At 65.9% G+C, this 25,986-nt stretch carries 20 protein-coding genes; 12 read left to right on the forward strand and 8 right to left on the reverse strand.

The genetic code is table 11. From position 1 onward, the window contains the following. Nucleotides 1–84 precede the first annotated feature (84 nt). The 4 genes from ACWDTF_RS02010 to ACWDTF_RS02025 all read left to right on the forward strand — a co-directional run bounded on the left by ACWDTF_RS02010 (nt 85) and on the right by ACWDTF_RS02025 (nt 9,844). Complete coding sequence (locus ACWDTF_RS02010) at nt 85–1,152, forward strand: glutathione S-transferase family protein (protein WP_449753898.1); 1,068 nt, start codon at nt 85–87, stop codon at nt 1,150–1,152. Between the two features lie 35 nt (nt 1,153–1,187). Next, entirely contained in the window at nt 1,188–1,928 is a 741-nt protein-coding gene (locus ACWDTF_RS02015) for a hypothetical protein (protein WP_240860345.1), read from the forward strand. Further along, nucleotides 1,925–5,791, forward strand: coding sequence for an ABC transporter ATP-binding protein (locus tag ACWDTF_RS02020; RefSeq protein ID WP_449753955.1), 3,867 nt, complete (start codon nt 1,925–1,927; stop codon nt 5,789–5,791). The genes ACWDTF_RS02015 and ACWDTF_RS02020 overlap by 4 nt, the downstream gene beginning before the upstream one ends. A 192-nt stretch (nt 5,792–5,983) precedes the next feature. Beyond that, nucleotides 5,984–9,844 carry a multifunctional oxoglutarate decarboxylase/oxoglutarate dehydrogenase thiamine pyrophosphate-binding subunit/dihydrolipoyllysine-residue succinyltransferase subunit gene (locus tag ACWDTF_RS02025; RefSeq protein WP_355277121.1) on the forward strand — a complete coding sequence of 1,287 codons (3,861 nt, stop codon included), beginning with the start codon at nt 5,984–5,986 and terminating at the stop codon, nt 9,842–9,844. Nucleotides 9,845–9,905: 61 nt separating this feature from the next. Here ACWDTF_RS02025 and ACWDTF_RS02030 read toward each other — a convergent pair whose 3' ends face one another. Then, a complete protein-coding gene (locus tag ACWDTF_RS02030; RefSeq protein ID WP_355277149.1) occupies nt 9,906–10,490 on the reverse strand; it encodes a TetR/AcrR family transcriptional regulator in 585 nt (194 codons plus the stop codon). A gap of 133 nt (nt 10,491–10,623) precedes the next feature. Here ACWDTF_RS02030 and ACWDTF_RS02035 point away from each other — a divergent pair, with 133 nt between their 5' ends. The 5 genes from ACWDTF_RS02035 (at nt 10,624) to ACWDTF_RS02055 (ending at nt 16,167) form a co-directional block, all read left to right on the forward strand. Beyond that, on the forward strand, nt 10,624–12,162 hold the full coding sequence (locus tag ACWDTF_RS02035) for a flavin-containing monooxygenase (RefSeq protein WP_240860346.1): 1,539 nt from the start codon (nt 10,624–10,626) through the stop codon (nt 12,160–12,162). A gap of 21 nt (nt 12,163–12,183) precedes the next feature. Continuing rightward, on the forward strand, nt 12,184–13,014 hold the full coding sequence (locus tag ACWDTF_RS02040) for an SDR family NAD(P)-dependent oxidoreductase (RefSeq protein ID WP_355277124.1): 831 nt from the start codon (nt 12,184–12,186) through the stop codon (nt 13,012–13,014). A gap of 216 nt (nt 13,015–13,230) precedes the next feature. Continuing rightward, nucleotides 13,231–13,479 (forward strand): FeoA family protein, encoded by a 249-nt coding sequence (locus tag ACWDTF_RS02045; RefSeq protein ID WP_240860348.1) that lies wholly within the window; start codon nt 13,231–13,233, stop codon nt 13,477–13,479. Further along, nucleotides 13,476–15,527: a ferrous iron transporter B gene (feoB, locus tag ACWDTF_RS02050; RefSeq protein WP_449753899.1), complete on the forward strand. Its 2,052-nt coding sequence runs from the start codon at nt 13,476–13,478 to the stop codon at nt 15,525–15,527. Before ACWDTF_RS02045 ends, feoB begins: the two co-directional genes overlap by 4 nt. A 7-nt stretch (nt 15,528–15,534) precedes the next feature. Next, complete coding sequence (locus tag ACWDTF_RS02055; protein WP_240860350.1) at nt 15,535–16,167, forward strand: NifU family protein; 633 nt, start codon at nt 15,535–15,537, stop codon at nt 16,165–16,167. A gap of 10 nt (nt 16,168–16,177) precedes the next feature. Here ACWDTF_RS02055 and ACWDTF_RS02060 read toward each other — a convergent pair whose 3' ends face one another. Further along, a complete protein-coding gene (locus ACWDTF_RS02060; RefSeq protein WP_355277130.1) occupies nt 16,178–17,095 on the reverse strand; it encodes a glycine betaine ABC transporter substrate-binding protein in 918 nt (305 codons plus the stop codon). A 49-nt stretch (nt 17,096–17,144) separates the two neighbouring features. Next, on the reverse strand, nt 17,145–17,765 hold the full coding sequence (locus tag ACWDTF_RS02065) for a MarC family protein (RefSeq protein WP_240860352.1): 621 nt from the start codon (nt 17,763–17,765) through the stop codon (nt 17,145–17,147). A gap of 95 nt (nt 17,766–17,860) precedes the next feature. On the opposite strand from ACWDTF_RS02065, the gene ACWDTF_RS02070 reads away from it, so the two are divergent. Beyond that, nucleotides 17,861–18,946, forward strand: coding sequence for a magnesium and cobalt transport protein CorA (locus tag ACWDTF_RS02070; protein ID WP_240860371.1), 1,086 nt, complete (start codon nt 17,861–17,863; stop codon nt 18,944–18,946). Here ACWDTF_RS02070 and ACWDTF_RS02075 read toward each other — a convergent pair whose 3' ends face one another. Then, a complete protein-coding gene (locus ACWDTF_RS02075; RefSeq protein ID WP_355277133.1) occupies nt 18,947–19,522 on the reverse strand; it encodes a suppressor of fused domain protein in 576 nt (191 codons plus the stop codon). Nucleotides 19,523–19,546: 24 nt separating this feature from the next. Here ACWDTF_RS02075 and ACWDTF_RS02080 point away from each other — a divergent pair, with 24 nt between their 5' ends. Continuing rightward, nucleotides 19,547–20,239: a metallophosphoesterase family protein gene (locus tag ACWDTF_RS02080; RefSeq protein ID WP_355277135.1), complete on the forward strand. Its 693-nt coding sequence runs from the start codon at nt 19,547–19,549 to the stop codon at nt 20,237–20,239. After that, a complete protein-coding gene (locus ACWDTF_RS02085; RefSeq protein WP_240860358.1) occupies nt 20,229–21,086 on the forward strand; it encodes a chromosome partitioning protein ParB in 858 nt (285 codons plus the stop codon). Before ACWDTF_RS02080 ends, ACWDTF_RS02085 begins: the two co-directional genes overlap by 11 nt. A gap of 212 nt (nt 21,087–21,298) precedes the next feature. Here ACWDTF_RS02085 and ACWDTF_RS02090 read toward each other — a convergent pair whose 3' ends face one another. Genes ACWDTF_RS02090 through ACWDTF_RS02105 form a run of 4 tightly spaced genes read right to left on the reverse strand, consistent with a single transcriptional unit; the run spans nt 21,299 to nt 25,974 of the window. After that, complete coding sequence (locus ACWDTF_RS02090) at nt 21,299–22,468, reverse strand: ABC transporter ATP-binding protein (protein ID WP_240858965.1); 1,170 nt, start codon at nt 22,466–22,468, stop codon at nt 21,299–21,301. A gap of 3 nt (nt 22,469–22,471) precedes the next feature. Next, nucleotides 22,472–23,302, reverse strand: coding sequence for a carbohydrate ABC transporter permease (locus ACWDTF_RS02095; protein WP_240858963.1), 831 nt, complete (start codon nt 23,300–23,302; stop codon nt 22,472–22,474). Between the two features lie 3 nt (nt 23,303–23,305). After that, nucleotides 23,306–24,544: a carbohydrate ABC transporter permease gene (locus ACWDTF_RS02100; protein WP_449753900.1), complete on the reverse strand. Its 1,239-nt coding sequence runs from the start codon at nt 24,542–24,544 to the stop codon at nt 23,306–23,308. Beyond that, on the reverse strand, nt 24,541–25,974 hold the full coding sequence (locus ACWDTF_RS02105; RefSeq protein WP_240858961.1) for an extracellular solute-binding protein: 1,434 nt from the start codon (nt 25,972–25,974) through the stop codon (nt 24,541–24,543). The genes ACWDTF_RS02100 and ACWDTF_RS02105 overlap by 4 nt, the downstream gene beginning before the upstream one ends. Nucleotides 25,975–25,986 lie beyond the last annotated feature (12 nt).

The following is a 25,986-nucleotide window of genomic DNA, read 5'->3' on the forward strand; positions in this document are numbered from 1 at the left end:
GTTTCCGACCAAATATTCCGACTGGAATATACCGCGCCGGGCAACCGATGCCAAGAGTCGGTACAGATCATTACTGTGTGAGGCATGGCCCCCGACAGCGGAACGAGAGACACCGGCACGACACACGGCGACGCCGAGCAGGGCAGCTATGTGACCACCGGTCAGGAGTTCGTGCGCGACACCAAGTACATCGAGACCCGGATCACCGCCGACGGTCGCGACGGGTATCCCGTCGAACCCGGTCGCTACCGTCTCGTCGCCGCCCGTGCATGCCCGTGGGCCAATCGGACGCTGATTGTGCGCCGGCTCCTCGGACTCGAGAACGTGATCTCGCTCGGCCTGTGCGGTCCGACGCACGACAAGAACTCGTGGACCTTCGATCTCGACCCCGGCGGCGTCGACCCGGTCCTGGGCATCCCGCGACTCAAAGACGCCTACGAGAAGCGATTCCCCGGCTACCCCAAGGGCATCACCGTGCCGGCCATCGTCGAGACCGCCACCGGCGAAGTGGTGACCAACGACTTTCCGCAGATCACCATCGACTTCTCGCTGGAATGGGCCGCCTACCACCGCGAGGGTGCACCCGCCCTGTACCCCGAACACCTGCGTGACGAGATCGACCAGGTGAACCGCGGCGTCTACACCGAAGTCAACAACGGCGTGTACCGGTGCGGGTTCGCCGGCAGCCAGGACTCCTACGACGCTGCCTACGACCGCCTGTTCACCAAGCTCGACGAACTATCCGAACGGCTGTCCACGCAACGATTCCTGGTGGGCGACACCATCACCGAGGCCGACGTGCGGCTGTTCACCACGCTCGCCCGGTTCGACGCCGTCTACCACGGCCATTTCAAGTGCAATCGCACCAAGCTCAGCGAGATGCCGGTTCTGTGGGCGTATGCTCGCGACCTGTTCCAGACGCCCGGGTTCGGCGACACCACCGATTTCACCCAGATCAAGCAGCACTACTACATCGTGCACAGCGACATCAATCCGACGCAGATCGTTCCCAAGGGCCCGGACCTGCGCGGATGGCTGACGCCGCACCATCGCGAAGAACTCGGCGGACGGCCATTCGGAGATGGCACGCCACCCGGGCCACCGCCGGCAACCGAAGTCGTCCCCGCTCGAGATTGGGTACCCCTCTCATGACATTCGACCCCCGATACCCGCCCCAGCCACAGAACATGCAACAGCCCCAGTGGGAACAGCCCGAACCTCCGACGTCGCGTCGGACCGTCGAGGTGGCCGGCGGTGTGCTCGACCGCGCCCAACGACTCCAGGCCCCCCGGGTCAAGAAGTACGTCGAATCGTTGCGCGCGAAGTACCCGAACGACTCACCCGCGCAACTCATCCGACGTCTCGAGAAGCGCTACTTGCACGCCGTCACCGGTTCGGGCGGCGCGGTGGGTGCCACTGCGGCCATCCCGGGCGTCGGGACGATGACCGCACTCGGTGCGATGACGGGCGAATCGGCCTTCTTCATCGAGGCCTCCGCGCTACTTGCCTTGGCAATCGCCGAGGTCCATGGAATTCCGTTGCACGACAACGAAAGACGCAAGACGTTGGTGCTCACCGTCGCGCTCGGCGAAGAGGGTGTGCTCGCGCTGGGACGCGTGGTCGGGACCCGGGGAGGCGTGCTGCGCCGACTCGGCCGCTCGTCGGTCCCGCAGAGCGCGATCACCAAACTCAACAAGAAGCTCGTCGCCAAACTGTCGCGCAAGTACGCATATCGCAAGGCGCCGTTGGTGCTCGGCAAGTTGATGCCCGCCGGGATCGGCGCCGTCATCGGTGGTGCCGGCAGTCGGGCGATCGGCCGACGAGTGGTGCGTAACTCCCGGCAGGTCTTCGGACCCCCGCCGGTCGCGTGGCATGTCGATTCGACGGTCGTGTACGACGCCGGCCTGCCGCCCGTGCGCCGGTGGTGACGACGGCCCTCGACAACGAAGTCCAGCCGTCCCCGTCGGAGGAGAGAGCGGCCGACGCGACATCACCCGGATGGATCCGACGCCTGGCCGCCGAATCGTGGAAGTACCGGCGGCTGGTCGTCACCACCTTGATCGCCACCGCGATCGCCGTCGCGGTGGACCTCACCACTCCCCTGTTGGCGAAGGCCGCCGTCGACAACGCCACCGGCGTCGCGACCCACGGGCTGTCCATCACCGCGATCGTGACGATGCTCGTGGTGCTCGCCTTCGTCCGGTACGCCTGCCAGTACGGACGCCGCATCACGGCCGGCCGGCTGTCCATCAACGTGCAGAACGCTCTGCGCCTGCGACTGCTCGACACGCTGCTGCATCTGGATGGCCTGGCGCAGCGCGAGATCCGGACCGGGCAGATCGTCTCCCGCTCGATCTCCGATCTCCAGATCCTGCAGGGGCTGCTGGCGATGGTTCCCCTGTCGGCGGGCGCCGCGGTCCAGGTGGTCATCGCGATCGGCATCATGGCCTACCTGTCGCCTCTGCTGACCGCCGTCACATTGCTCATCATTCCCGTTGTTGCACTGGTCATCTGGCGTACTCGTCGGCGTCTGTTCGCTGCCACATGGTCGGCTCAGCAAGCCGCTGCCGACGTCGCGCAGCACGTCGAGGAGACGGTCACGGGTGTCCGCGTCGTCAAGGGCTTCGGGCAGGAGCAGCGCGCGGTCGACGAACTCGTCGACCTCGGTGCCGCACTCTACGCACGGCGACTGCGCGCCGCCCGGATCAACGCACGATTCGCACCGACCATGGCCGCGATCCCGCAGATCGGCATGGTCGCGGTGATCGCCGTGGGGGGCTATCTGACGATGGATGGCCACATCACCACCGGAACCTTTCTCGCCTTCACGACGTATGTGGCGAGCATGACCGCCATGGCCCGACTCCTCACCAACCTGGTGGTGAGCGCACAGCTGGCGCGAGCCGCGGTCGAGCGTGTCTTCGACGTGACCGAGCATCCCCGCGACCCGGCGATCGGCAACACCGGCACACTGCCGCCGGGACCACTCGGACTCGAACTCGACGCCGTCCGCTTCGGACACCACCGATACGACGATCCCGATTCCGAACCGGCGGTCCTCGACGGCGTGGATCTGCGCATCGCACCCGGCGAATGCGTCGCCATCGTCGGGCCGCCCGGCTCGGGCAAGTCGACGCTGGCCGACCTCGTCAGCGGATACCTGACACCCGACGCCGGGTCGATCGACATCGTCGGTGCCGACGGCCGCCATCCGGTGTCGGAGCTGGCCCCCGACGCGTTGCACCACGCGCTCGCGGTGGTCTTCGACGAGCCGTTCCTCTACTCGGACACGATCGTCGCGAACATCGCGCTCGACGTCGCCGCCGAGGACGTGGATGCGGCGGTGATGAAGCGCGTCGTCGACGCAGCACAACGCGCCGACGCGGCCGAGTTCATCGACGACCTCCCGGACGGGTACGCGACGGTCGTCGGCGAACGAGGACTCACCCTGTCCGGCGGACAACGTCAACGCATCGCCCTCGCACGCGCCCTGTTCGCCGACCCACGCATCCTCGTCCTCGACGACGCGACGTCGGCGGTCGACGCCGCCACCGAGGCCCGCATCCTGCGCGGTCTCCGCGCCCAGCACCGTACGATGCTCGTTCTGGCCCACCGACGCTCCACCCTGACCCTCGCCGATCGTGTCGCCGTGATCGAGGGCGGCGTGATCACCGCGGTCGGCACCGTGGCCGAACTCGAGACGACGTCACCACGCTTCCGTGACCTCATGGCGCCGGTGTCACCCACGATGCCCGAGGTCCCGGCCGGTATCACCATGTCTCCCGACTCCGCCGAGGATCTCTGGCCCGATCGGGTTCCGACCGGCGCCGACGCCCCGGCTCGACCGATCCGGAATCCGGCCCCGGCCACCGGCGGCATGGGACGCGGCCCGGGCATCGGTTCCGCCCTCGGGTCGATGCCTGCCACGCCCGCACTCACCGAGGCGGTGGCCGCGCTGCCACCGGCAACCGAGGACCCGCAGGTCGACACGGTCGCCGCGCGCCGGGAGAACCCGCACTTCACTCTGCGCGGCATCCTTCGACCGGTCCGGTGGTTGATGGTCGCCGCGATCGTGGCGATCGCCGCCGACACCCTGATCGGGCTGATGTTCCCGACCCTCGCGAGGACCGTGATCGACGCTGCCACCAACGCCGACGAGGCGACACTGTGGTGGGCCACCGGGGTGGGTGTGGCGCTCGTGGGCCTGGGTTGGGTGGCGACCTCGGCGATGACGATCACCTCGGCAAGGGCCGGCGAGCGAGTCCTGTACGGGTTGCGCATCCGCTCGTATGCGCACCTGCAACGCCTCGGACTCGACTACTACGAGCGTGAGTTGTCGGGCCGCATCATGACCCGCATGACCACCGACGTCGACGCGCTGTCGACGTTCTTGCAGACCGGCCTCTCCTCGGCCATCGTCGCCGCACTCACGCTGATCGGCGTCACGATCGCACTCGTCGTGACCGACCCGGTCCTGGGCGCGCTGATCCTCCCGGTCTTTCTCGTCGTCGTGGTGGCCACCGTGGTGTTCCGGCGCATCGCAGCGCGCGCGTACACCCGGTCCCGCGAACTCGTCAGTGCGGTCAACGCAGATTTCCAAGAGAACATCGCCGGCATCAAGACCACGCAGACCTACCGTCACGTCGCGGTCGCCGACGCACGATTCACCACGCGGACCCTTGACTGGGTGCACGCGCGCATGGTGTCCCAACGCGCGATCTCGATCTACTTCCCGTTCATCACCTTCATGTCGGATCTCGCGACCGCCGTCGCCGTCGCGGTGGGTGCCCATCAGGTGTCGACGGGCGCGATGTCGGCCGGCACCCTGGTCGCCTTCATTCTCTATCTCGCGATGCTGTTCGGCCCGGTGCAGCAGCTCACGCAGGTCTTCGACGGGTACCAGCAGGCCGCCGTGGGATTGCGACGGATCGGCGATCTGGTGTCGACACCGAGTTCGCTGGCCGCGTCGCCGTCGGCCACCGAACCCGGCCCGGCCCGATTCGACGGGGCTGCCACGCTCGATCACGTCTCGTTCCGCTACGCCGGTGCCGCCGGCGACGCACTCACCGACCTCGACCTGGCCATTGCGCCGGGCACGTCGGTGGCCCTGGTCGGGCGCACCGGCGCAGGCAAGTCGACGATCGTCAAACTGCTGGCGAGGTTCTACGACCCGACCTCCGGCTCGGTGCGAATGGACGGCGTCGACATCCGCGAGTACACGTTGTCGGGCTACCGGCAACGCCTCGGACTTGTCCCCCAGGAACCACACCTGTTCACCGGCACGGTCGCGGAGAACATCGCCTACGGCCGGCCCGATGCCGACCACCGGACGATCGCTCGGGCCGCGGCGGCAGTCGGTGCCATCGACATGATCCGGTCACTTCCCGGACGCATGAATCATCCGCTCGGCGAGCGCGGCCAGGGCCTGTCGTCAGGCCAGCGGCAACTCGTCGCTCTGGCGCGTGCCGAACTCGTCGAACCCGATCTGCTGCTTCTCGACGAAGCCACCGCAACACTGGATCAGGCAACCGAAGCGCTCGTGCTCGCTGCGGGCGCCGCGGTCACCAGGCGTCGCTCGTCGGTGATCGTCGCGCACCGACTTGCCACCGCCGCACGGGCCGACCTGATTGCCGTTGTCGAAGACGGACGCATCGTCGAAATGGGAACACACGACGAGTTGCTGTCGTTGACCGGAAGGTATCGAGCGTTCTGGGATGCAGGTGTCGATCCCGACGAATCGCCGATTCCGGTGGGCCCATCCGGCAACGACGCCGGCCCCACGACAGCGTGAAAGTCCGAGCCAGATGACGAGGCTCTGTCCTCGTGTGGACGACGTGTGGAACTGACCGTGAAGTAGCAGGTCGGTGCGCACGGACTGCTTTCACGCGCGTACCATCTGCAGGTGGTTCACCGATAGTCTTCACGAGAGACCTCGGTGGCAGAAAACCCGGCACCTTTTTGGGAATTGAGGCGAGATACCGCTGTGAGCAGTTCGTTATCCGATTTCGGGCAGAACACGTGGCTGGTCGAGGAAATGTACCAGCAGTTCATCCAGGACCCTGATTCGGTGGATCCGAGTTGGCACGACCTGCTGAAGAACTACAAGCCGTCAGCCAACGGCGCCGAGTCGGGATCGAACGCCAACGGCAACGGGTCGGCCCCCGCGACTGCCTCGTCGAACAAGCCCGCCCCGAGTAAGGCTCCCGAGAGCAAGACCGCCGAAAGCAAACCTGTTGCGAGCAAGTCCGCTGCGAAGCCGGCCGCAACCAAGGCATCGTCCGAGGGCTCTGCGTCCAAGCAGGTCACCCTCGACCAGACACCCACCCGTCCCGCGGCGCGCAAGAGCGCACCGGCCAAGGAGGCCACCGCCACCAAGGCGGCCTCCGGGCAGAGCGTGGCGAGCCGCGACGGATCGGCGCGGTCGCAGAGCCGCCCGGTCGCCAAGACGGCGACATCGACCGACAAGTCCGAATCGGCCGACGAGAACAAGGTCTTGCGTGGTCCCGCGGCCGCGATCGCGAAAAACATGTCGGCGTCGCTGCAAATCCCGACCGCGACCAGCGTTCGCGCCGTGCCCGTCAAGGCGATGATCGACAACCGCATCGTCATCAACAACCATCTGGCCCGCACCCGCGGCGGCAAGATCAGCTTCACCCATATTCTCGGCTACGCGATCGTGCAGGCGATCAAGTCGTTCCCGAACATGAACCGGCACTTCGCCGAGGTCGACGGCAAGCCCAACGTGGTGACGCCCGCACACACCAACCTCGGGCTCGCCATCGACCTGGTCGGCAAGGACGGCAACCGCACGCTGGTCGTCGCCGCCATCAAGGAATGCGAGACGATGGGGTTCGCCGAGTTCTACTCCGGCTACCAGGACATCGTCCGCCGCGCCCGCGACGGCAAACTCGGCGCCGACGACTTCGCCGGCGTGACGATCTCGCTGACCAACCCGGGCACCATCGGGACCGTCCACTCGGTTCCTCGCCTGATGAAGGGTCAGGGCGCCATCATCGGCGCGGGCGCCATGGAGTACCCGGCCGAGTTCCAGGGAGCCAGCGACGAGCAGATCGCCGAGCTCGGCGTCGGCAAGCTGATGACACTGACGTCCACCTACGACCACCGCATCATCCAGGGTGCCGAGTCGGGTGACTTCCTCCGACGGATCCACGAGCTGCTGCTCGACGACGCGTTCTACGACGAGATCTTCACCGCGTTCCACATCCCCTACGAGCCGATCCGGTGGCGCCGCGACATCCCCGCGGGAACCGTCGACAAGAACACCCGAGTGCTCGAACTGATCGCCGCCTACCGCAGCCGCGGCCACCTCATGGCCGACATCGATCCGTTGATGATGGACAGCGACGCCCGGGCGAGCCACCCCGATCTGGACGTGTTGACCTACGGTCTGACGCTCTGGGATCTCGACCGCACCTTCAACGTCGGCGGCTTCCACGGCCAGGAGAAGATGAAGCTGCGCGACGTGCTGTCGATTCTGCGCGACGCCTACTGCCGCCACGTCGGCGTGGAGTTCACCCACATCCTCGAGCCCGACCAGCAGAAGTGGCTGCGCGAGCGCGTGGAGATCAAGCACTCCAAACCGCCTGTCGCAGAACAGAAGTACATTCTGTCGAAGCTCAACGCCGCAGAGGCCTTCGAGACCTTCCTGCAGACCAAGTACGTCGGGCAGAAGCGGTTCTCGCTCGAGGGCGCGGAATCGGTCATCCCGATGATGGATGCCGTCATCGACCAGAGCGCCGAGCACAGCCTGGGCGAGGTCGTCATCGGTATGCCGCACCGCGGGCGGCTCAACGTCCTGGCCAACATCGTCGGCAAGCCCTACTCGAAGATCTTCACCGAATTCGAAGGCAACCTGAACCCGTCGCAGGCGCACGGCTCCGGCGACGTGAAGTATCACCTGGGCGCCGAGGGCAAGTACTACCAGATGTTCGGCGACAACGAGATCACCGTGTCGCTCACCGCCAACCCGAGTCACCTCGAGGCCGTCGATCCGGTTCTCGAAGGTCTGGTCCGCGCGAAGCAGGACCAGCTCGACGAGGAGGGCGAGTTCTCGATCCTGCCGCTGATGCTGCACGGCGACGCCGCTTTCGCGGGACAGGGCGTGGTGCCCGAGACCCTCAACCTGGCCATGCTGCCCGGCTACCGCACCGGCGGAACCGTGCACATCGTGGTCAACAACCAGGTCGGATTCACCACCGCACCGGAGCATTCGCGCTCGTCCGAGTACTGCACCGATGTCGCGAAGATGATCGGCGCGCCGATCTTCCACGTCAACGGCGACGATCCCGAGGCCTGCGTGTGGGCGGCGAAGCTCGCCGTCGACTACCGGCAGACCTATCACAAGGACGTCGTGATCGACCTCGTCTGCTTCCGCCGTCGTGGACACAACGAGGGTGACGACCCGTCGATGACCCAGCCGGCGATGTACGACGTGATCGACACCAAGCGTGGAGTCCGCAAGAGCTACACCGAAGCCCTGATCGGTCGTGGTGACATCTCGACCAAGGAGGCCGAGGACGCCCTGCGCGACTACCAGGGACAGCTCGAGCGGGTCTTCAACGAGGTCAAAGAACTGGAGAAGTACCGCCCCGAGCCGAGCCCGTCCGTCGAATCCGACCAGACGCTGCCCACCAAGCTCGTCACCGCCGTCGACAAGACGACCCTGCAGACCATCGGTGATGCCTTCGTCAACGTGCCCGACGGATTCACCCCGCATCCCCGCGTGAAGCCGGTGCTCGACCGCCGGCAGGAGGCATCACGCAACGGCGGTATCGACTGGGCGTTCGCCGAGCTTCTCGCGTTCGGATCGCTCGTCCTCGAGGGTCGCACCGTGCGCCTGTCGGGACAGGATTCCCGCCGCGGCACGTTCACGCAGCGTCACTCGGTTCTGATCGACCGGGAGAACGGGTCGGAGTACACCCCCCTCAACCATCTCAAGCCCATCGACGGTGAGCACGGCGGTGGCCAATTCATGGTCTACGACTCGCCGCTGTCCGAGTTCGCGGTGGTCGGATTCGAGTACGGGTACTCGGTCGGCAACCCGGACGCCCTGGTGCTCTGGGAAGGGCAGTTCGGCGACTTCGTGAACGGCGCGCAGTCCATCATCGACGAGTTCATCTCCTCCGGTGAGGCCAAGTGGGGCCAGCTCTCCGACGTCGTGCTGCTGCTTCCGCACGGTCACGAGGGCCAAGGCCCCGACCACACCTCGGGGCGTATCGAACGCTTCCTGCAGCTGTGTGCCGAGGGATCGATGACCGTCGCCCTACCGTCGACGCCGGCCAGCTACTTCCACCTGCTGCGCCGCCATGTGCTCGACGGCATCAGCCGCCCGCTCATCGTGTTCACCCCGAAGTCGATGCTGCGCAACAAGGCCGCTGTCTCCCCGGTCGAAGACTTCACCGACGACAAGTTCCGTTCGGTGATCGACGACCCGAAGTATGTCGGCGGAGGCGATCGCAGCACGGTCAAGCGGGTGTTGCTGGTGAGCGGCAAGCTCTACTACGAGTTGGCCGCACGCCGCGACAAGGATGATCGCGACGACGTCGCGGTTGTCCGGATCGAGCAGCTCTACCCGGTTCCGCACCGCCGACTCCGCAACACGTTGGAGCAGTACCCGAACGCCACCGACTTCGCCTGGGTCCAGGAGGAGCCGGCGAACCAGGGACCGTGGCCGTTCCTCGGCCTGTGGCTGCCCGAGGTGCTCCCGGACACGCTCGGCGGCCTGCGTCGAATCTCGCGGCGCGCGATGTCGGCACCGTCGTCGGGCTCCAGCAAAGTCCACGCCGTGGAGCAGCAGGAGATCATCGGCGAGGCGTTCGCCTAGTAGCGACGGCCCCTCCGCCGTGAGGTGCGGTCGGGGCTCGCTTCGCCCGCACCTCAGGGGGTCAGGCCTCGGGAACCACCACACCCGCCGCCCCAGCCAACGCCGGCAACGCCGCGGTGATCAGGGCCAGCAACTCGTCCCGAGAAATCCGGGGACCACCGAGCCAACTGATCGTCGTCTCCTCCACAAACGAGATCCAGCCGTGCACGGTCATCTCGACGACGGGGGTCACGGTGAGGCCGAGCGCGGGAACATGGTCGAGCACGCGTTGCGCCATCACCGCACGAGTGCCGTCGAAGATGGCCCGCATCGCTTCGTCCGAACTTGAGGCACCGCGCATGAACGTCGTGTACGACGACCGGTTCTCGCTCACATAGTCGATGAACGCGGTCATCGACGACTGCAGGATCGCGAGCGGGTCCTCGAGTGACGGGTCGGGCGCTGTGCACTCGAGCATCTGCCGAGCCTGAGTGGCCGCGATGGCCACATGGAAGTCCTGCTTGGACTCGAAGTAGTGGAACAGCAGCGCTCGTGAGACGCCGGCGGCCTCAGCGATCGCCTCGATCGACACCTGGTCGAGCGGACGCTCCGACACCATCTCCAGACCGAGTTCGATGAGTTGTTCGCGACGCGCCTCGGGACTCATCCGCGTGCGTTTACCCTGGGTCACCGACACGGATTCCCTCCTCTCACCGTCGACACACACCGACCCTAGCCACTTACTGAATCAGATTCAATAAGCTATTGACATGAGTTCAGTAGCTTCCTATGGTGACTTCATGACAACGAACGATGTAGAGATTGCCATCATCGGAGCAGGCTTCTCTGGGCTCGGTGCGGCGATCAAGCTCAAGCAGGCAGGCTTCGACGACTTCGTCATCCTCGATCGGGGCCGCGACTTCGGCGGCACCTGGCGCGACAACGTCTACCCCGGTGCGGCGTGCGACGTCCCGTCGCAGCTGTACTCCTTCTCCTTTGCGAAGAATCCGACCTGGTCGCGGTCCTACTCACATCAGCCGGAGATCCACCGCTACATCAACGGTGTCGCCGACACCTACGGCATCGGCGCCAACACGCGCTTCGGCACCGAGGTCACCCACGCGGCGTGGGACGACGAGCAGCGCGTCTGGCTGATCGACACCGAGCGCGACGGTGAGGCCACCCAGGTCCGCGCCAACGTGATGGTCGGCGCCGTAGGCCCGCTGTGCGAACCCAACCTCCCCGACATCGAGGGCATCGACGGATTCGACGGCAAGATCATCCATTCCGCACGCTGGGACACCGACTACGACTTCACCGGCAAGCGCGTCGCCGTGATCGGTACCGGCGCATCGGCCATCCAGCTCGTCCCCGAGCTCGCGAAGGTCGCCGAGCGCCTCGACGTGTACCAGCGCACAGCGCCGTGGATCGTCCCCCGCACCGAGCGCGCGTACACCGGCGCGGAGCACTGGGCCTACGAAAACGTGCCCGGCTTCCAGTCCGCCGTGCGCGGCGCAATCTACGCTGCCAACGAAGCGACCGCCTTCGGTCTGACCTACTCGCCGAAGGCACTCAAACCCGTCGAGCTGATCTGCCGCGCGAACATTGCCCGCGGCATCTCCGACCGCGCGCTTCGCAAGAAGGCCACCCCGGCCTTCCAGGTCGGCTGCAAGCGCATTCTGCGCTCCAACGACTGGTACCCCGCCATCAACCGCTCCAACGTCGACCTCGTCACCGACGGCATCGCCCGCGTCACCCCCACCGGCGTCGCCACCGTGGACGGCACCACGCGCGACGTCGACGTGGTCGTGGTCGCGACCGGGTTCCACGTCACCGATTCACCGGTGTTCGGCAGGATCGTCGGCAAGGACGGCCGCAGCCTCGCAGCGGTCTGGGACGAGATCGGCATGCAGGGCTACAAGGGCTCCTTCGTGCACGGCTTCCCGAACATGCTGCTGATGGTCGGACCGTCCACGGGGCTGGGCCATACCTCCATGGTGTACATGATCGAATCACAGTTGAATTATCTGGTCGACTACCTGAAAACTGCACGCGCCCAAGGCATCACCCGTACCGAGGTGACCGAGTCGGCACAGCGCGGGTTCAACCGGGACATCCAGCACGCCCTGCGCAACAGCGTATGGGTCAACGGCGGCTGCGCCTCCTGGTACAAGGACGCCAGAGGCAACATCACCACACTGTGGCCCGGCTTCACCTTCAACTTCCGTCGTGCGACAAAGCATTTCGACATCTCCGCCTTCGAGGTGTCCCGGACGAAGGCGCCCATTGACACCACGTCCGCGAGCACGGCGTCAATCACCGACACCGTCACCGCCTGACCCAGCAGACAGGAGCAGCAGATGAAAGACTTCAACAACAAGGTCGTCGTCATCACCGGCGCAGGGTCGGGCATGGGCCGCGACCTCGCGGTCAAGTTGGCGCAACGCGGTGCACGCCTGGCGATCTCCGACGTCAACCCCGGCGGCCTCCAGGTCACCGAGGACCTGATCCGCGAGACCGGCGCGCAGGTGCACAGCCAGATCCTCAACGTCGCCGAGCGTGAGGCCGTACTCGATTACGCCGACACCGTCGTCGCGCACTACGGCGTCGTCAACGCCGTGTTCAACAACGCCGGCATCGCCCATCACGGTGAGATCGAACGCACCGAATTCAAAGACATCGAGCGCGTGATGGATGTCGACTACTGGGGAGTCGTCAACGGCACCAAGGCATTTCTCCCCCACCTCATCGCGTCCGGCGACGGACACATCGTGAACACGTCGTCGCTCTTCGGGTTGCTGGCCGAGCCAGGCCAGGCCGCCTACAACTCCGCCAAGTTCGCGGTCCGCGGTTTCACCGAGGCGCTGCGTCAGGAAATGATCATCGCGAAGCACCCCGTCAAGGTGACCTGTGTCCACCCCGGCGGAATCAAGACCGCAATCGCGCGTAACGCCACGGTGTCCGGCGACCACGACCAGCAGTCGAGTGCCGCCTTCTTCGACAAATACCTCGCGCGGATGACCTCGCCCAAGGCTGCCGACATCATCATCGACGGTGTGCGCAAGAACAAGGCACGCATCCTCGTCGGCGCCGACGCCCAGCTACTCGACATCTGGGTGCGGATCGTCGCGTCGAAGTACCAGTGGGTCACCGCCAAGGTGACCGGCTGGGCACTGTCGAAGGTGAACTGACCCAACAGGACTCAGGTCTGCCCAAAACCCAAGTCACACAGGGCCGCTCGCGCAAGGCGCAGGCGGCCCTGTGTCGTGTTCGCCACCGGTGACATTCGGCCCGTTCGGCTCCGGGGCTAAAGACCCAAAGACTCGCTGTTGCGACCAGAACCGCCCTACCCGCGCGTAAAGTAAATCGAGTTAGGGTCGATTTACCTCGAAAGGCGGCCTGCGACGATGGCAGCCAGCACGATGCCGATGGCCAGACTCAACGTCGGTCAGAGCGCCCGGATACACGGATTCAGCGAGTCCTGCCCACCGGAGATACGTCACCGGCTCGCCAGCCTCGGCTTCATCCACGGCACCACCGTGTGCCGCATGCGCCGCGCACCGCTCGGCGATCCGAGCGTCTATCGGGTGATGGACTACGAGATCTGTTTCCGCCGACACGAAGCCGACTTCATCGAATGCGATGTGGCGTCATGAGCGACTGCCACGATCCCGGCGGCGGGCACCACCACGAACACGGTGGCGGCGGCCAGAAGCCGCTGGCGGATGCACCGTCGGTCGCGCTGATCGGCAGCCCCAACGCCGGCAAGACGTCGGTGTTCAACGGACTCACGGGGCTACGCCAGAAGACGGGCAACTACCCGGGTGTCACCGTGACACGATCGATCGGGCGGGCGAAGGTCCCGGCCATGGCCGGTGCCGGAGCCGCCAAACCGATCGAGATCAATCTCGAAGACCTCCCGGGCACCTACAGCCTCCAGCCCATCTCACCCGACGAGCAGGTCGTCGCCGACCTGCTCGACGGAAAGATATCGGGCGCCGACAGGCCCGACGCCGCGTTGATCGTCGTCGACTCGACGGTGCTCCAACGGTCACTCGGACTTGTCGCAGAGGCGATGAACCTCGGCATCCCCATCGCGATCGTGCTCACCATGACCGACGAAATGGCCGCTTGCGGAGGCAAGGCCGACCCCGAGGGACTCGAGGAAGCGCTCGGCGTCCCGGTGCGGGCCGTCATCGGGACTCGCAAGTCGACCCTCGAGTCTGTCCGGACCCTGCTCGGCGCGCCGGAGTCGTGGAGCAGGCCTGCCGTCGCGCCGCCAACGGTCGCCGACGGCCAAGAACACGAGGACTGGGTGGCGTCGGTCCTGCAACTGGCCGGCTACAAAGCACCCCGCTCGCACTCCATCACCAACGCCGTCGACCGTGTCCTGCTGCACCCCGTGGTCGGCACGTTGGTCTTCCTCGGCATCATGTTCGGCTTCTTTCAGGTGGTCTTCACGGTCGCGGCGCCACTACAGGACCTGGTCGAGTCGTTCTTCGGGTGGCTCGGAGGCCTGGTCACCGAGTACGTGACGTGGCCGATCCTCGCGGACTTCCTGTCCACCGCGGTCATCGGCGGCGTCGGCGGTGTGCTCGTGTTCGTGCCGCAGATCGTGCTGATGTTCCTGCTCATCGCCCTGATGGAGAACGTCGGCTACATGTCCCGCGCCGCGTTCGTCACCGACCGCGCGATGAGCGGTGCCGGGCTCGAGGGTCGCGCCTTCGTCGCGATGCTGTCGTCGTTCGCATGTGCGGTCCCCGGCATCATGGCCACCCGCAGCATCCCGTCGTCGAAGGATCGCATCGCCACCACCATGGCGGCCCCGCTCGCCACCTGTTCGGCCCGCATCCCCGTGTACGTACTGCTGATCGGAATGCTGGTATCGCCCGACGCGAAGTTCGGTCCGTTCGGCATGCAGGGTGCGGTGATGTTCGGCCTGTATCTGCTCGGCGGGGTGTCGGCGATGACGGCGGCGGCGGTGTTCAAACGCACTCCGGCGCTGCGCAGCGGACTGATGCCCTTCTACATGGAGATGCCGCCGTACCGCATCCCGGCGGCCCGCACGGTCCTGATGATGGTGTGGGATTCGACTCGGATGTTCCTGCGCAAGGTCGGCAAGATCATCCTGCTCACGTCGATCGTGCTGTGGATTCTGCTGTCGCTGCCCGCCCGCACGGACGAAGCGGAGCAGATCAAGAACGACACCGTCGCCGTACAACTCCAGCAGGGTGCGACCCAGGAGGAAGCCGAAGCGGCCGGCGACGCGGAGTCGCGTTCGTATGTGATGGACAACAGCTTCGGTGCCGCCATCGGCAAGTTCGTCGAGCCCGTGTTTGCCCCACTGGGATTCGACTGGCGCATCGACATCGGCATCCTCGGCTCGTTCGCGGCGCGAGAGGTCGTCGTGTCGACTCTGGGCCAGATCGCTGTTGCTGAAGATCCCGACGACCCGACGTCGGCCCTGGAACAAATGACGTACACGGACGGCCCCAACAAGGGTGAGGTCGTGTTCTCACCGCCGACGATCGTGGCCATGCTGTTGTTCTTCGTCTACGCGCTGCAATGTATGTCGACGATCGGAGTGATGCGGCGCGAGACCAATTCGTGGCGATGGCCGATCATCGCGTGGGTCTACATGTTCGCCCTCGCGTGGGTGGCCGGTTACATCGGTCACACCATCACGGCCGCGGTGACCGGGTGATGCCGCCATGAGTCTCGTCCTCTTGCCGATGCCGGCCGACCCCGACGATCCCGCTCTCGTACGGTGGCGCGTCGGGCCGGGTCTGGTTCGCAAGACCGGCCAGGTCGACGCCGCGGACCTGCCCACTCCTCTCGCCGACCTCGCCGCCGAGGGCACCGTCGAGTCGGTGTGGGTGACACCCGGTGAAGTACGCACTCGTTTGGGCGCCGATCACACCGCAGCCGCGGATGGTCGGCGCATCCGCGGCGCACTGCACGAGATCCTCACCGCGCCCGGTGGATGGCCCGACGCACACGAAGCCATCGCCTCGGACGAACGCGAAGCGGTCCGCCAGGCCGCCGACGCGGAGGTCGCCGACGCCGTTCGCGCAGTTCTCGCCGGAAGCTTTGGCATGTACACCGCGTCACACGGCGGGGCCGTCGAATTGGTCGGCGTCGAGAACGGGGACGTGACGGTCCGTCTGACCGGCCACTGCCACGGGTGTGCCGCCGCCAACAACACGCTGCAGAGCAACCTGGCCGCACAATTGCTTCGCGTTCCCGGTTTCCGCTCACTGCACACGGTCGGCGACCACGAGACGCCCCAGCGCTCGCCGCGCACGTGGCTCTCGTTGCCGGGTGTCGGTCGTCGCGGCCGCTAGAGACGCACCACTACAGACCGTGATCGCCCAGCCAGGTGACCGCGATCTCGTGAGGGTCGTTCCCCCGTGCGACGCTCGCGGCCATCGCGGCGAGGTCGGCCGTGGTGATCTCGCCGGCAACCTTGTTGACGGTCTTCACGTCGTCGCTGGACAACGCCGCACTGCGGTAGACCGGCACGAGGGTCTGGGCACGTGGACCTGCTGCGACGACTGCACTCACCGGTCCGCCCTCGGTATCGGGTGTCGAAACCCGCAGAGCCTGAACGGAAGTCGCCGAACCGCGACGGTCACCGGACAATTCCAGGGGTGTGAGCACTCCCACCGCGGTCCCGGTGGCCACCCGATCCACGACGGCCGACGCATCCGGCAGGGCTTGGACTGCCCCGAATCGGCATCCGGCGTCGGCAAATGAGCGGAGCACCGCGTCGTCGGGCGCACCGACCGTCACCACCGTCAATCCCGCCGGTAGCCGTCCACAATCGGCGAGACCGGTCACCTGCGCAGGCTCGGCCACCCGGGTGGCGACCACCACCTGCGGCGAGGCCGACACCGGCGTCGCGTCCCCCACCGAAACACCCTGCGGCAGAGCACGATTGACGTCGTTGTAGACGGCGTCGGCGGTCACCGCGGTCGTCTCGGGCGTGAGCACGCTCAGCAGTTGCCCGGTGAACGCCGGAAACAGGTCGACGTCGGTCTTCTGCATGGCGTCGAGCAACTCCGGGTCGTCGCCGACGATCACCTCGCGCGCAACCCCGGTGCCGGTGTTGCGCAACGCTCCCGCATAGATTTCGGCCATCACGCGCATCGCGGGGCTCGACGACGATCCGACATGCAGTTCGGACGTCGAGGACGTGGTCGGCTGCGCACAGCCGACGAGCAGCACGAGCACCGCCACAGCGGTCAGCCCCACCGCCGTCAGCCTTGTCATCAGCGCCCCGTTCACCACCGCTTCACCGTAGCGTGTGGCCTCCCAACACTCAGACGCCCTCGGCGATGAAACCGGCGATCGAGTCGGCGATGAGTTGCACGGCGATCGCGGCCAGCAGCAGACCCGCGATCTTGGCCAGCAGAGTGATTCCGCCGACGCCCAGGATGCGGATGAGATAGGTCGAGTAGCGCAGGACCAGCATCACCACGATGTGCACGCTCACGATGGCCGCTGCGATCGCGAGGTAGCCGCCCGCATCGCCCGACACGGCACTGACCCCGACGATCACCGCCGCGATCGCTCCCGGGCCGGCGAGCAGCGGAGTTCCCAACGGCACCAGGGCGACGTTCACGTCCTCGGAGGCCTGTGGTGATCCCGCATTTCCCAGCCCGGTGAGCAACTGAAGTGCAACCAGCAGCAACAACAGTCCGCCCGCCCCCTGCAACGCCGGGATCCCGATGTGGAGATAGGTCAGGATCGCCTTGCCGCCGACCGCGAACACGCTGATCACGAGCAAACTCACCAACGGCGCCTGCCACGCGGCCCGACGCCGGTACTCGGGCGAGCGGTGGCCGACGAGGCTGAGGAACAGTGGGATCTGGCCCGGCGGATCCATGATGACCAGCAGGGTGATCAGCGTCGTGGTGTAGACCGTGACGTCGAAGGACACGGACGGAATCCTACAAAGTCGCCGCCCATCGCGAAGCCCCGTCAGTGGTCGGGTCGGTGACCAACCACGCGAGTAGCATCCATCACGTGCCCTCGATGCCGAACCTCCGTCCGGGCGGACGCGGCTTTGTCTACCCGCGGCGGGACAAGCCGCCGCTGCCGCGCATCCCGGTGCCGGTGGCACGCGCGGTGGTGGACTGCGCGGTCTATGTCGACGGCATCCGACAGCCGGGGCGGATCGGTTACAAACAGGCGCTGGCCGAGGTCCGAGAGTCCGGACAAGGTTTTGTGTGGCTGGGGCTGCATGCTCCCGACGACGAACAAATGGCCGGTGTCGGTGAGGCGTTCGGTCTGCACGAGCTCGTCGTCGAAGATGCCGTGCACGCGCACCAGCGCCCCAAGTTGGAGATCTACGACAACACCCAGTTCATGGTGTTGCGCACGGTCAAGTACGTCGAGCACGAATCGATGGAACACGCCAGCGAGGTGGTGGAGACCGGCGAGATCATGATCTTCGCCGGACCCGACTTCGTCGTGACGGTCCGCCATGGCGCCCACACCCACCTGTCAGGCGTTCGACGCAAACTCGAGGCTCGCCCTGAGCGGCTGGCGCTCGGCCCCACCGCGGTCATGCACGCCATCGCCGACAAGGTGGTGGACAGCTACCTCGCGGTGACCGAGCGGATGGAGGTCGACGTCGTCGCCATCGAAGAGTCGGTCTTCGGCAGGCAGAAACGCTGGCTCAACATCGACCCGGTCTACCTGCTCAAACGCGAGGTCCTCGAACTGCGGCGCGCTGTCCAACCACTGTCGGTGCCGCTCGCCCGACTCACCGACACCAACAATCCGTTGATCCCCAAGGAGATCCGCCGTCATCTGCGCGACGTCGCGGACCACCTCACCACGGTCGTCGAGCGCGTCGTCGAGTACGACGAGGTGCTCACCTCACTGCTGGATGCCGCGGCCGCGAAAGTCGGCATCCAGCAGAACACGGACATGCGCAAGATCTCGGCGTGGGTCGCCATCGGAGCAGTGCCGACGATGGTCGCCGGTATCTACGGCATGAACTTCGCGCACATGCCCGAGCTGGGGTGGCGCTACGGCTACCCGGCCGTCGTGCTGTGCCTCGTCGTCGCCTGCACCACCCTGTTCTGGGTGTTCCGGCGCCACCACTGGCTCTGATCAGGGATTCGCCGACGACCGATCCGCGTGCGTCACGTCGATCCCCGCCTCCGTCCACGCCTCCCGCAATGCAGCAGCACCCTTGAGGCGTACCCACGCGGCCTCGTTCGCGGTGATCGGCACGGCACGCAGCAGGCGGATCGAGTCCATCGGTTCTGTGAGAGGGACTTCTCCCAGGTCGTCGTCGTCGAGGAGGAACGCGGTGCTCGTCGCCGTGTCCCACAGCGGTTCACCCAGGTCGACCAGCGCATCGGCAGCCAGGATCAGCCCTTCCACCGCGGGTGCGGCCGCCACCGTCGCCATCCGCTTGTGCAGCCCCGGCAACGAGGAGCCCGCTGCCATACGCACCACCAACTCGGCGCGCGGCCCGCGCACCGGGTCGGCGTGGAGGTCGGTGGGGTCCGACATCGGGTGGCGCGAGCAGCCGGACGTCACGTACACGACCTGCTCGGACGTGGAGAATCGGAGGACGTCGACGGGTTCAACACCGAGAAAGGTGACCGACGCGCGCTGAGGTTCGACACCGATGCGATCCCGGAGAAACCGGCCGAGGGTATCGGTAACGGACTCGCTCACCTTGCACACACTAACGTGGGAACGGTGGTGCGAGTTCTGGCGGTGGCAGACGAGGTGGTGGAATCGCTGACCTTTGGCGTCGGACTCGACGCGAAACCCGACGTCATCCTCGGCGCCGGCGACCTCCCGTTCGACTACCTCGAGGTCCTCTCCGAGCTCTGTGATGCGCCGTGCGTCTTTGTGCCCGGCAATCACGATCGTGATCTGCACGGGTATCGCGAGGGTCGGGGCGGCTGGACGCGAGCCGGTCTTCCGACGTCGAACCCCGGACCCAACGGTGCCGTCAATGCCGACGGCCGGACGGTCACCGTCGGCGGTCTGCGCATCAGCGGGCTCGGTGGCAGCCGGCGCTACAACCCGGGGCCCAATCAGTACACCGACACCCAGCAGCGTCTTCGCGGCTGGCGTCTGCGCTGCACCACGGCACTGACCCGGGGAGATGCCCGCCCCGACATCCTGCTCACGCACAGCCCGGCCCGTGGAGTCGGCGACGCCGACGACGCGTGCCATCGCGGGTTCGACTGTTTCCATCCGCTGATACGGTCACTGGACCCGACATTGTTGGTCCACGGTCACGTCCATCCGTACGGCCGATCACCACGCGACCGCATGGTCGGCGAGGCGACGATATCCATGAACGTGGTCGGCTACTGCGAGTTCGACATCGAGCCGGGCACGCGCGAGTTCGAGGTGGTGAGACGACGACATGGCGCGTGACACCGGGTTTCCCGACGCTGACGCCGAGAACGACTTCGCCCGTCTCCGCCGACAGGCCGAATTGTCCCGTCTCGCACACTGGTTCACCCGCGCTCCGGCCGACGTCAACACGATCCTGCCGTTCGACGAAGTCGTCGCCGCTCTCGGCCGTACCGGCGAGACCGCGTTGGGCCTGCAGGTGGTCGAGGTGTCCTCGATCGTCGGAAGTGTCGACCGCACCAGGGATTTCGACCGCTACTTCCGGCCCACGTCATCACGGATCCGGGAACGGTGGCAACGACTCGCAGCAGCCCAGCGACGGGGCGAGTCGGTTCCGCCGATCCAGCTCTATCGCATCGGATCGATGCACTTCGTCATCGACGGGCACCATCGCGTCTCCATCGCCTTCGCGCGACATTTCACCACGATCGACGCCTACGTCACCGAGATCCACACCCGAATCTCACCGGAGGGCATCAATGCGCCGTCCGACCTCGTGCTCAAAGACCATCGGCGGCTGTTCCTCTCACGGGTTCCACTCACCGGTGCCCAGGCCGACGCCATTCGGCTCTCCTACCCGTTCGACTACGCCGAGCTCGCCGAAAACGTTGAGGCGTGGGGTTTTCGGCGCAGCCAGGAGACCGGTGAGTACCTGGGCCGAGTCGACGCCGCGCGACGATGGTTCGGCGAAGAGTTCCTGCCGGTGGTGCGCATGGCACGCCGCGCCGAGATCCGTCCCGACCTCGAGAGCGACGCCGAACTCTACATGTGGGTCGCATGCGAGCGATACCGATTGGTGCGCAAGCACATCTGGGACGACGACATCTTTGACGAACTGCGGGACCACTCGCGACGGCGGCGGAGATAGCGCTGGAAGTCCCTCCCGCCGGCTGAAGTGCCAGGCAACCTGCGCCCACAAAAAGTAGGGGAAGAGACTTCTTCCCCTACCCTTGGTGTCTTCCCCCAGAAAAATCTCGCGGACGACTTCGAACCTAGGGGAAGAAACTCTTCCCCTAGATTTTGCGAGCACGCCATGACGCATTTCCGCAGTTCAGGCGGCCGAAAGCAGTACTCTTCGCATCAGCGCAAGTTGGCGCCCGAACTCTGGTCGAACACAGCGACTTTGGCGGTGTCGAAGAACAGTTCGGCAGTCGAACCACGGCTGACCCTTGATTCCGGCGAGAGCCGCGCGATCATCTGACCGCCACCGAAATCCGCTCCCGAGTCGGCCGACAACTCGGTGAGCGCATCACTCGACGCACGCTCCGAGTCAACACTGAAGTAGGCGTAGGTGTCTGATCCCATCGACTCGAGGACATCGATGGTCGCGTTGAAGGTGCCGCCACGCGCACGCGTGGTCGCATCGAGAAGTGCCGCGTCCTCGAGGTGCTCGGGCCGGATGCCCACGAGCACGTCGCCGTTGCTGCCCACGTCGCCTGCCCGGGAGACCACCTGCTGGTGATCGTCGAGTGAGATTGTGCCGATGGCGGTTTCGATCCCCGCCGAGCCGAGTCGGCCCGGCAAGAAGTTCATCGACGGCGAGCCGATGAAGCCGGCGACAAACACGTTGGCCGGGTGGTTGTAGAGCTCCTGCGGTGTCCCGATCTGCTGAACGTAGCCGGCGCGGAGGACCACCACACGGTCGCCGAGCGTCATCGCCTCGGTCTGGTCGTGGGTGACGTAGACCGTGGTGGTGTTCAGTCGGTTCTGCAACTGGGCGATCTCCGCACGCATCTGCACACGCAGCTTGGCGTCGAGGTTGCTGAGCGGCTCGTCCATGAGAAATGCCTTGGGCGAGCGCACGATCGCGCGCCCCATCGCCACACGTTGGCGCTGGCCGCCGGAGAGGTTGGCGGGCTTACGATCCAGGTATTGACCGAGGTCGAGAATGCGCGCCGCTTCTTCGACCTTCGACGCGATCTGGTCCTTGGACATCTTCGCCAGGGTGAGCGGGAAGGCGATGTTGTCGCGCACCGACATGTGCGGGTACAGCGCGTAACTCTGGAACACCATGGCGATGTCCCGGTCCTTGGGCGCACGCTCGTTGACCCGTTGACCACCGATGCGCAGTTCGCCCGAGGTGATGTCCTCGAGGCCGGCGATCATGTTGAGCGTGGTCGACTTTCCACACCCGGAGGGCCCCACGAGGATCACGAACTCGCCGTCGGCGATCTCGATGTTCACCTCGTGGACCGCGGTCGAACCGTCGGGGTATTTCTTGGTGACGTTGTCCAGAACGATCTCTGCCATGGGTTATCCCTTCACGGCGCCGGAGGTGAGTCCGGCCACGATTCGACGTTGGAAGAAGAGCACGAAGATGATGATGGGGATGGTGATGACCACGGCGGCGGCGGCGATCGATCCCGTGGGTTCCTGGAACTGACTCGAACCGGTGAAGTTGGCGATGGCCACCGGAGCGGTGATCGCTCGTTCCGTCGACGTGAGCGACAGGGCGAGGAGCAGGTCGTTCCACGCGAAGATGAACACCAGGATCGCGGCCGTCACGACGCCCGGCGCGGCCAGCGGCGCGATCACCCGGGTGAACGCCTGCCATGGGGTGGCGCCGTCCATCTTGGCCGCCTTCTCCAGCTCCCAGGGGATCTCCCGGAAGAAGGCCGACAGCGTGTAGATCGCCAGCGGCAGCGCGAAGGTGATGTACGGCAGGATGAGTCCCGGCCAGGTGTCGAACAGGCCGAGACGACGCTCGATGTTGAACAGTGGTGTCACCAGCGAGATCTGCGGGAACATCGCGATCAACAGGGACGCCCCGATGAGCAGCTTCTTTCCGGGGAAGTCCAGCCGGGCGACGGCATAGGCCGCCATGGTGCCCAGGATCACCGCGATCAGCGTGGTGATCAGTCCGATTCCGATGGAGTTACGCAGGGCCGACGTGAACGAGCTGGTGTCGAAGATGCCCTTGTAGTTCTCCAGCGTCCACTCCTGCGGGATGAAGTTGCCGTCCAGAACCGTCGCCGGCGATTTGAAGGAGAGGCTGATGATCCACAGCAGTGGGATCACCGCGTACAGGATCACCAAGATGTTGGCGATCGACCACCACGCCTTGGATTTCGCACTGTGCTTCATGAACTACCTCCCCTCCTCGTCGCTACCCGGGGCGGCGGTGCCGAATCCCTTGATGAAGATGAACGCGATGATCGCGACGCAGACGAAGATGAGGATCGAGATCGCCGAGCCCACACCGAGGTTGAACGCCCCGAACAGGTTGTCGTAACCGAGGATCGACACCGAGTAGGTGTTGTTCGATCCGCTGGTCAACACGTAGATGTTGTCGAAGATGCGGAATGCGTCGAGCGTGCGGAACAGCAACGCCACCAGGATGGCCGGCTTCATCAGCGGAATGATGATGCGCCACAGCCTCGTCCACGCACCTGCACCGTCGACTTGCGCAGCCTTGAGCAGGTCGTCGGGTACCAGCGCCAGGCCCGCAAGAAGCAATAGCGCCATGAACGGCGTCGTCTTCCAGACCTCGGCCAGCACGATGATCGCCAGGGACGGCCATTGCTCGGTGAGCGGGGCGGTCCCGTCGGGCAGCAAGTTGGCCAGGTATCCGGTGTCCGGGGTCCAGGCGTAGTACCACGAGAACGCCGCCGCGACGGTGACGATGCCGTACGGGATCAACACAACCGTGCGAATAGTGCCCCTACCGAAGATGGTGCGGTGCATGACAAGTGCGATCGCCATACCCAGAACCAGTTCGATGGCCACCGACACGATCGTGATCCCGAGCGTCACCGAGAACGCCGTCCACCAATAACTGTCGGTCAGCACCGTGACGTAGTTGCTGAACCAGACGAACTCCCGCTCACCCGGCGCCGACAAGCTCGCCTTGTTCAACGAGAGCCAGACCGCGTAGAGGATCGGATATCCCGTGACGAGCAGCATCATGATCGCCGCGGGCGCGACCAGCCAGAAGGCCAGCCGGCGCTCCGCGGACTTGCCCTCGCTGATCTTGCCTCCGGCACTCGGGGTTTCCGGTGTGGCGGTCCGTTCGGCGACAGCGGTGGTGGCGGCCGATGCGGGGACCGCAGCTGCCGGTGAGGCAACCGTCGGCGACGCGACGGTGTCGGCATTCTGCGGTTCGGCATGCCCGGCGGACGCCGGCGGGGTCCAGATGTCCGAGTGCACTGGAGGAGTGCCGGACTCGTCCTTGCGCAACGGAATTCCGCCGGTCGCCGGCGGAGCGTCGTCGGGCAGTGCGTGCCGCCCGGCGCGTGGCCGGGAATCGTCACCGGTGTCACCGGCGCCTGGTTCGTCGACCGTGCCTGGTTCGTTGACGCTGCCTGGTTCGTGGTCTCCGGTTGTCACGGGATCAGCCCCTCCCCGTTGATCGCTTTCTGCACCGCATCAGCGAGTTCGTCGGCCATCGTCTCCGGGTCCCACTGCCCGACCGGACTCAACTTGGCCGTGACCAGCGTCGAAATGGATTGGTAAACAGGAGACTTGGGCCGGACTGCAGCGCGATTGGCCTCCAGCTGCTCCTTCACGTCGTCGGCCATCGGATAGGCGGCCCGGAACTCGGGATCGGAGTAGAGCGCCCCGATCACCGGCGGCGGTCCGGCTTCGAGCGCGAACTGCCGTTGCGATTCCGCCGAGGTGATGCACTGGGCGGCCTTGAATGCAAGATCCTGTTGCGCAGACGTGCTGGCGACCGCGATGTTGAATCCGCCCAAGGTGGTTCGCGACGGCCGGTCGCCGACCCCCGGGTACTGGGCGAAGTCGAAGACCTTACGTACCTCGGCATTCACCGGGGCCAGTTGCTCGTCGGTGGTGTCCTCCTTCGGCCCGTCGGCGTCGAACAGGTCCGCGTACTTCTTCACGTCCGGCAGGAAATCGACCGACCCGGCCGCCGCATTCGTCGCCATCCCCGAGAAGACGAACGGCCAGTTCACCTGATAGATGGCCTGCCCCTTCTCCATTCCGGTACGCGAGGACCCCTCGTCGGAGTTGGTGAGGGATGGATCGGCGCCCGGTGCCGTGGCGATGGACTTCATGATCTGCAGCGCGCGCACGGTGGCGGCCCGATGCTCTGGGGTGTCGACCAGCGTGACCTTGTCGGGGTTCTCCGGATCGACGACCTGGCCGCCGGCGCTCACGAGCACCGAATTGAACCAGACCATCAGGCCCTCATACTGCTTGCCCTGCACCATGATGTACGACGGTCCGCCGTCCGCAAGGCTCTTCTGGGCGTCGACGAGCATCCCCTCCCAGTTCTTGGCCGGACCTCTCGCGCCGATCGTCTTGAGGACATCCTTGCGGTACCACAGCAACTGGGTGTTGGTCGACATCGGGATCGCGAAGAGACGTTCGCGATCTTCGTCTTTCTTGCGCCAGGTCGCGGTTTCCAGCGGACCCCCAAGGGTGCGCGCGGTGACTTCGGCGGCCACCTGGTCGGGAACCGCCACCACCCAACCCGCATCGGCGAACTCCGCGGTCCAGACGACGTCCATGGACATCAGATCGAGACCCTTGTCGTTGCCGGCCAGACGTCGGGCCAACTGAAGTCGCTGGTCGTCGGCGTTTTTCGGCAGGACGGTGGTGACCACCTTGTACTCGCCGCCGGACTCCGAGGAACACCGGTCACCGATCTTGGCGAAGGTCGACGCACCGTCGGCGGGCGAATAGAAGTTGATGACCCCGGGTGAGTAGCTGTCCCCGCACGCGCTGATGATCGGCAGAGCCGCCGCGAGTGCTGCGACCGCGACGGTGGCCTTGCGCCCTATTCGTTTGGTTCCCATCGACTTTCGCGA

Source organism: Gordonia sp. NPDC003422 (genome assembly GCF_053588675.1).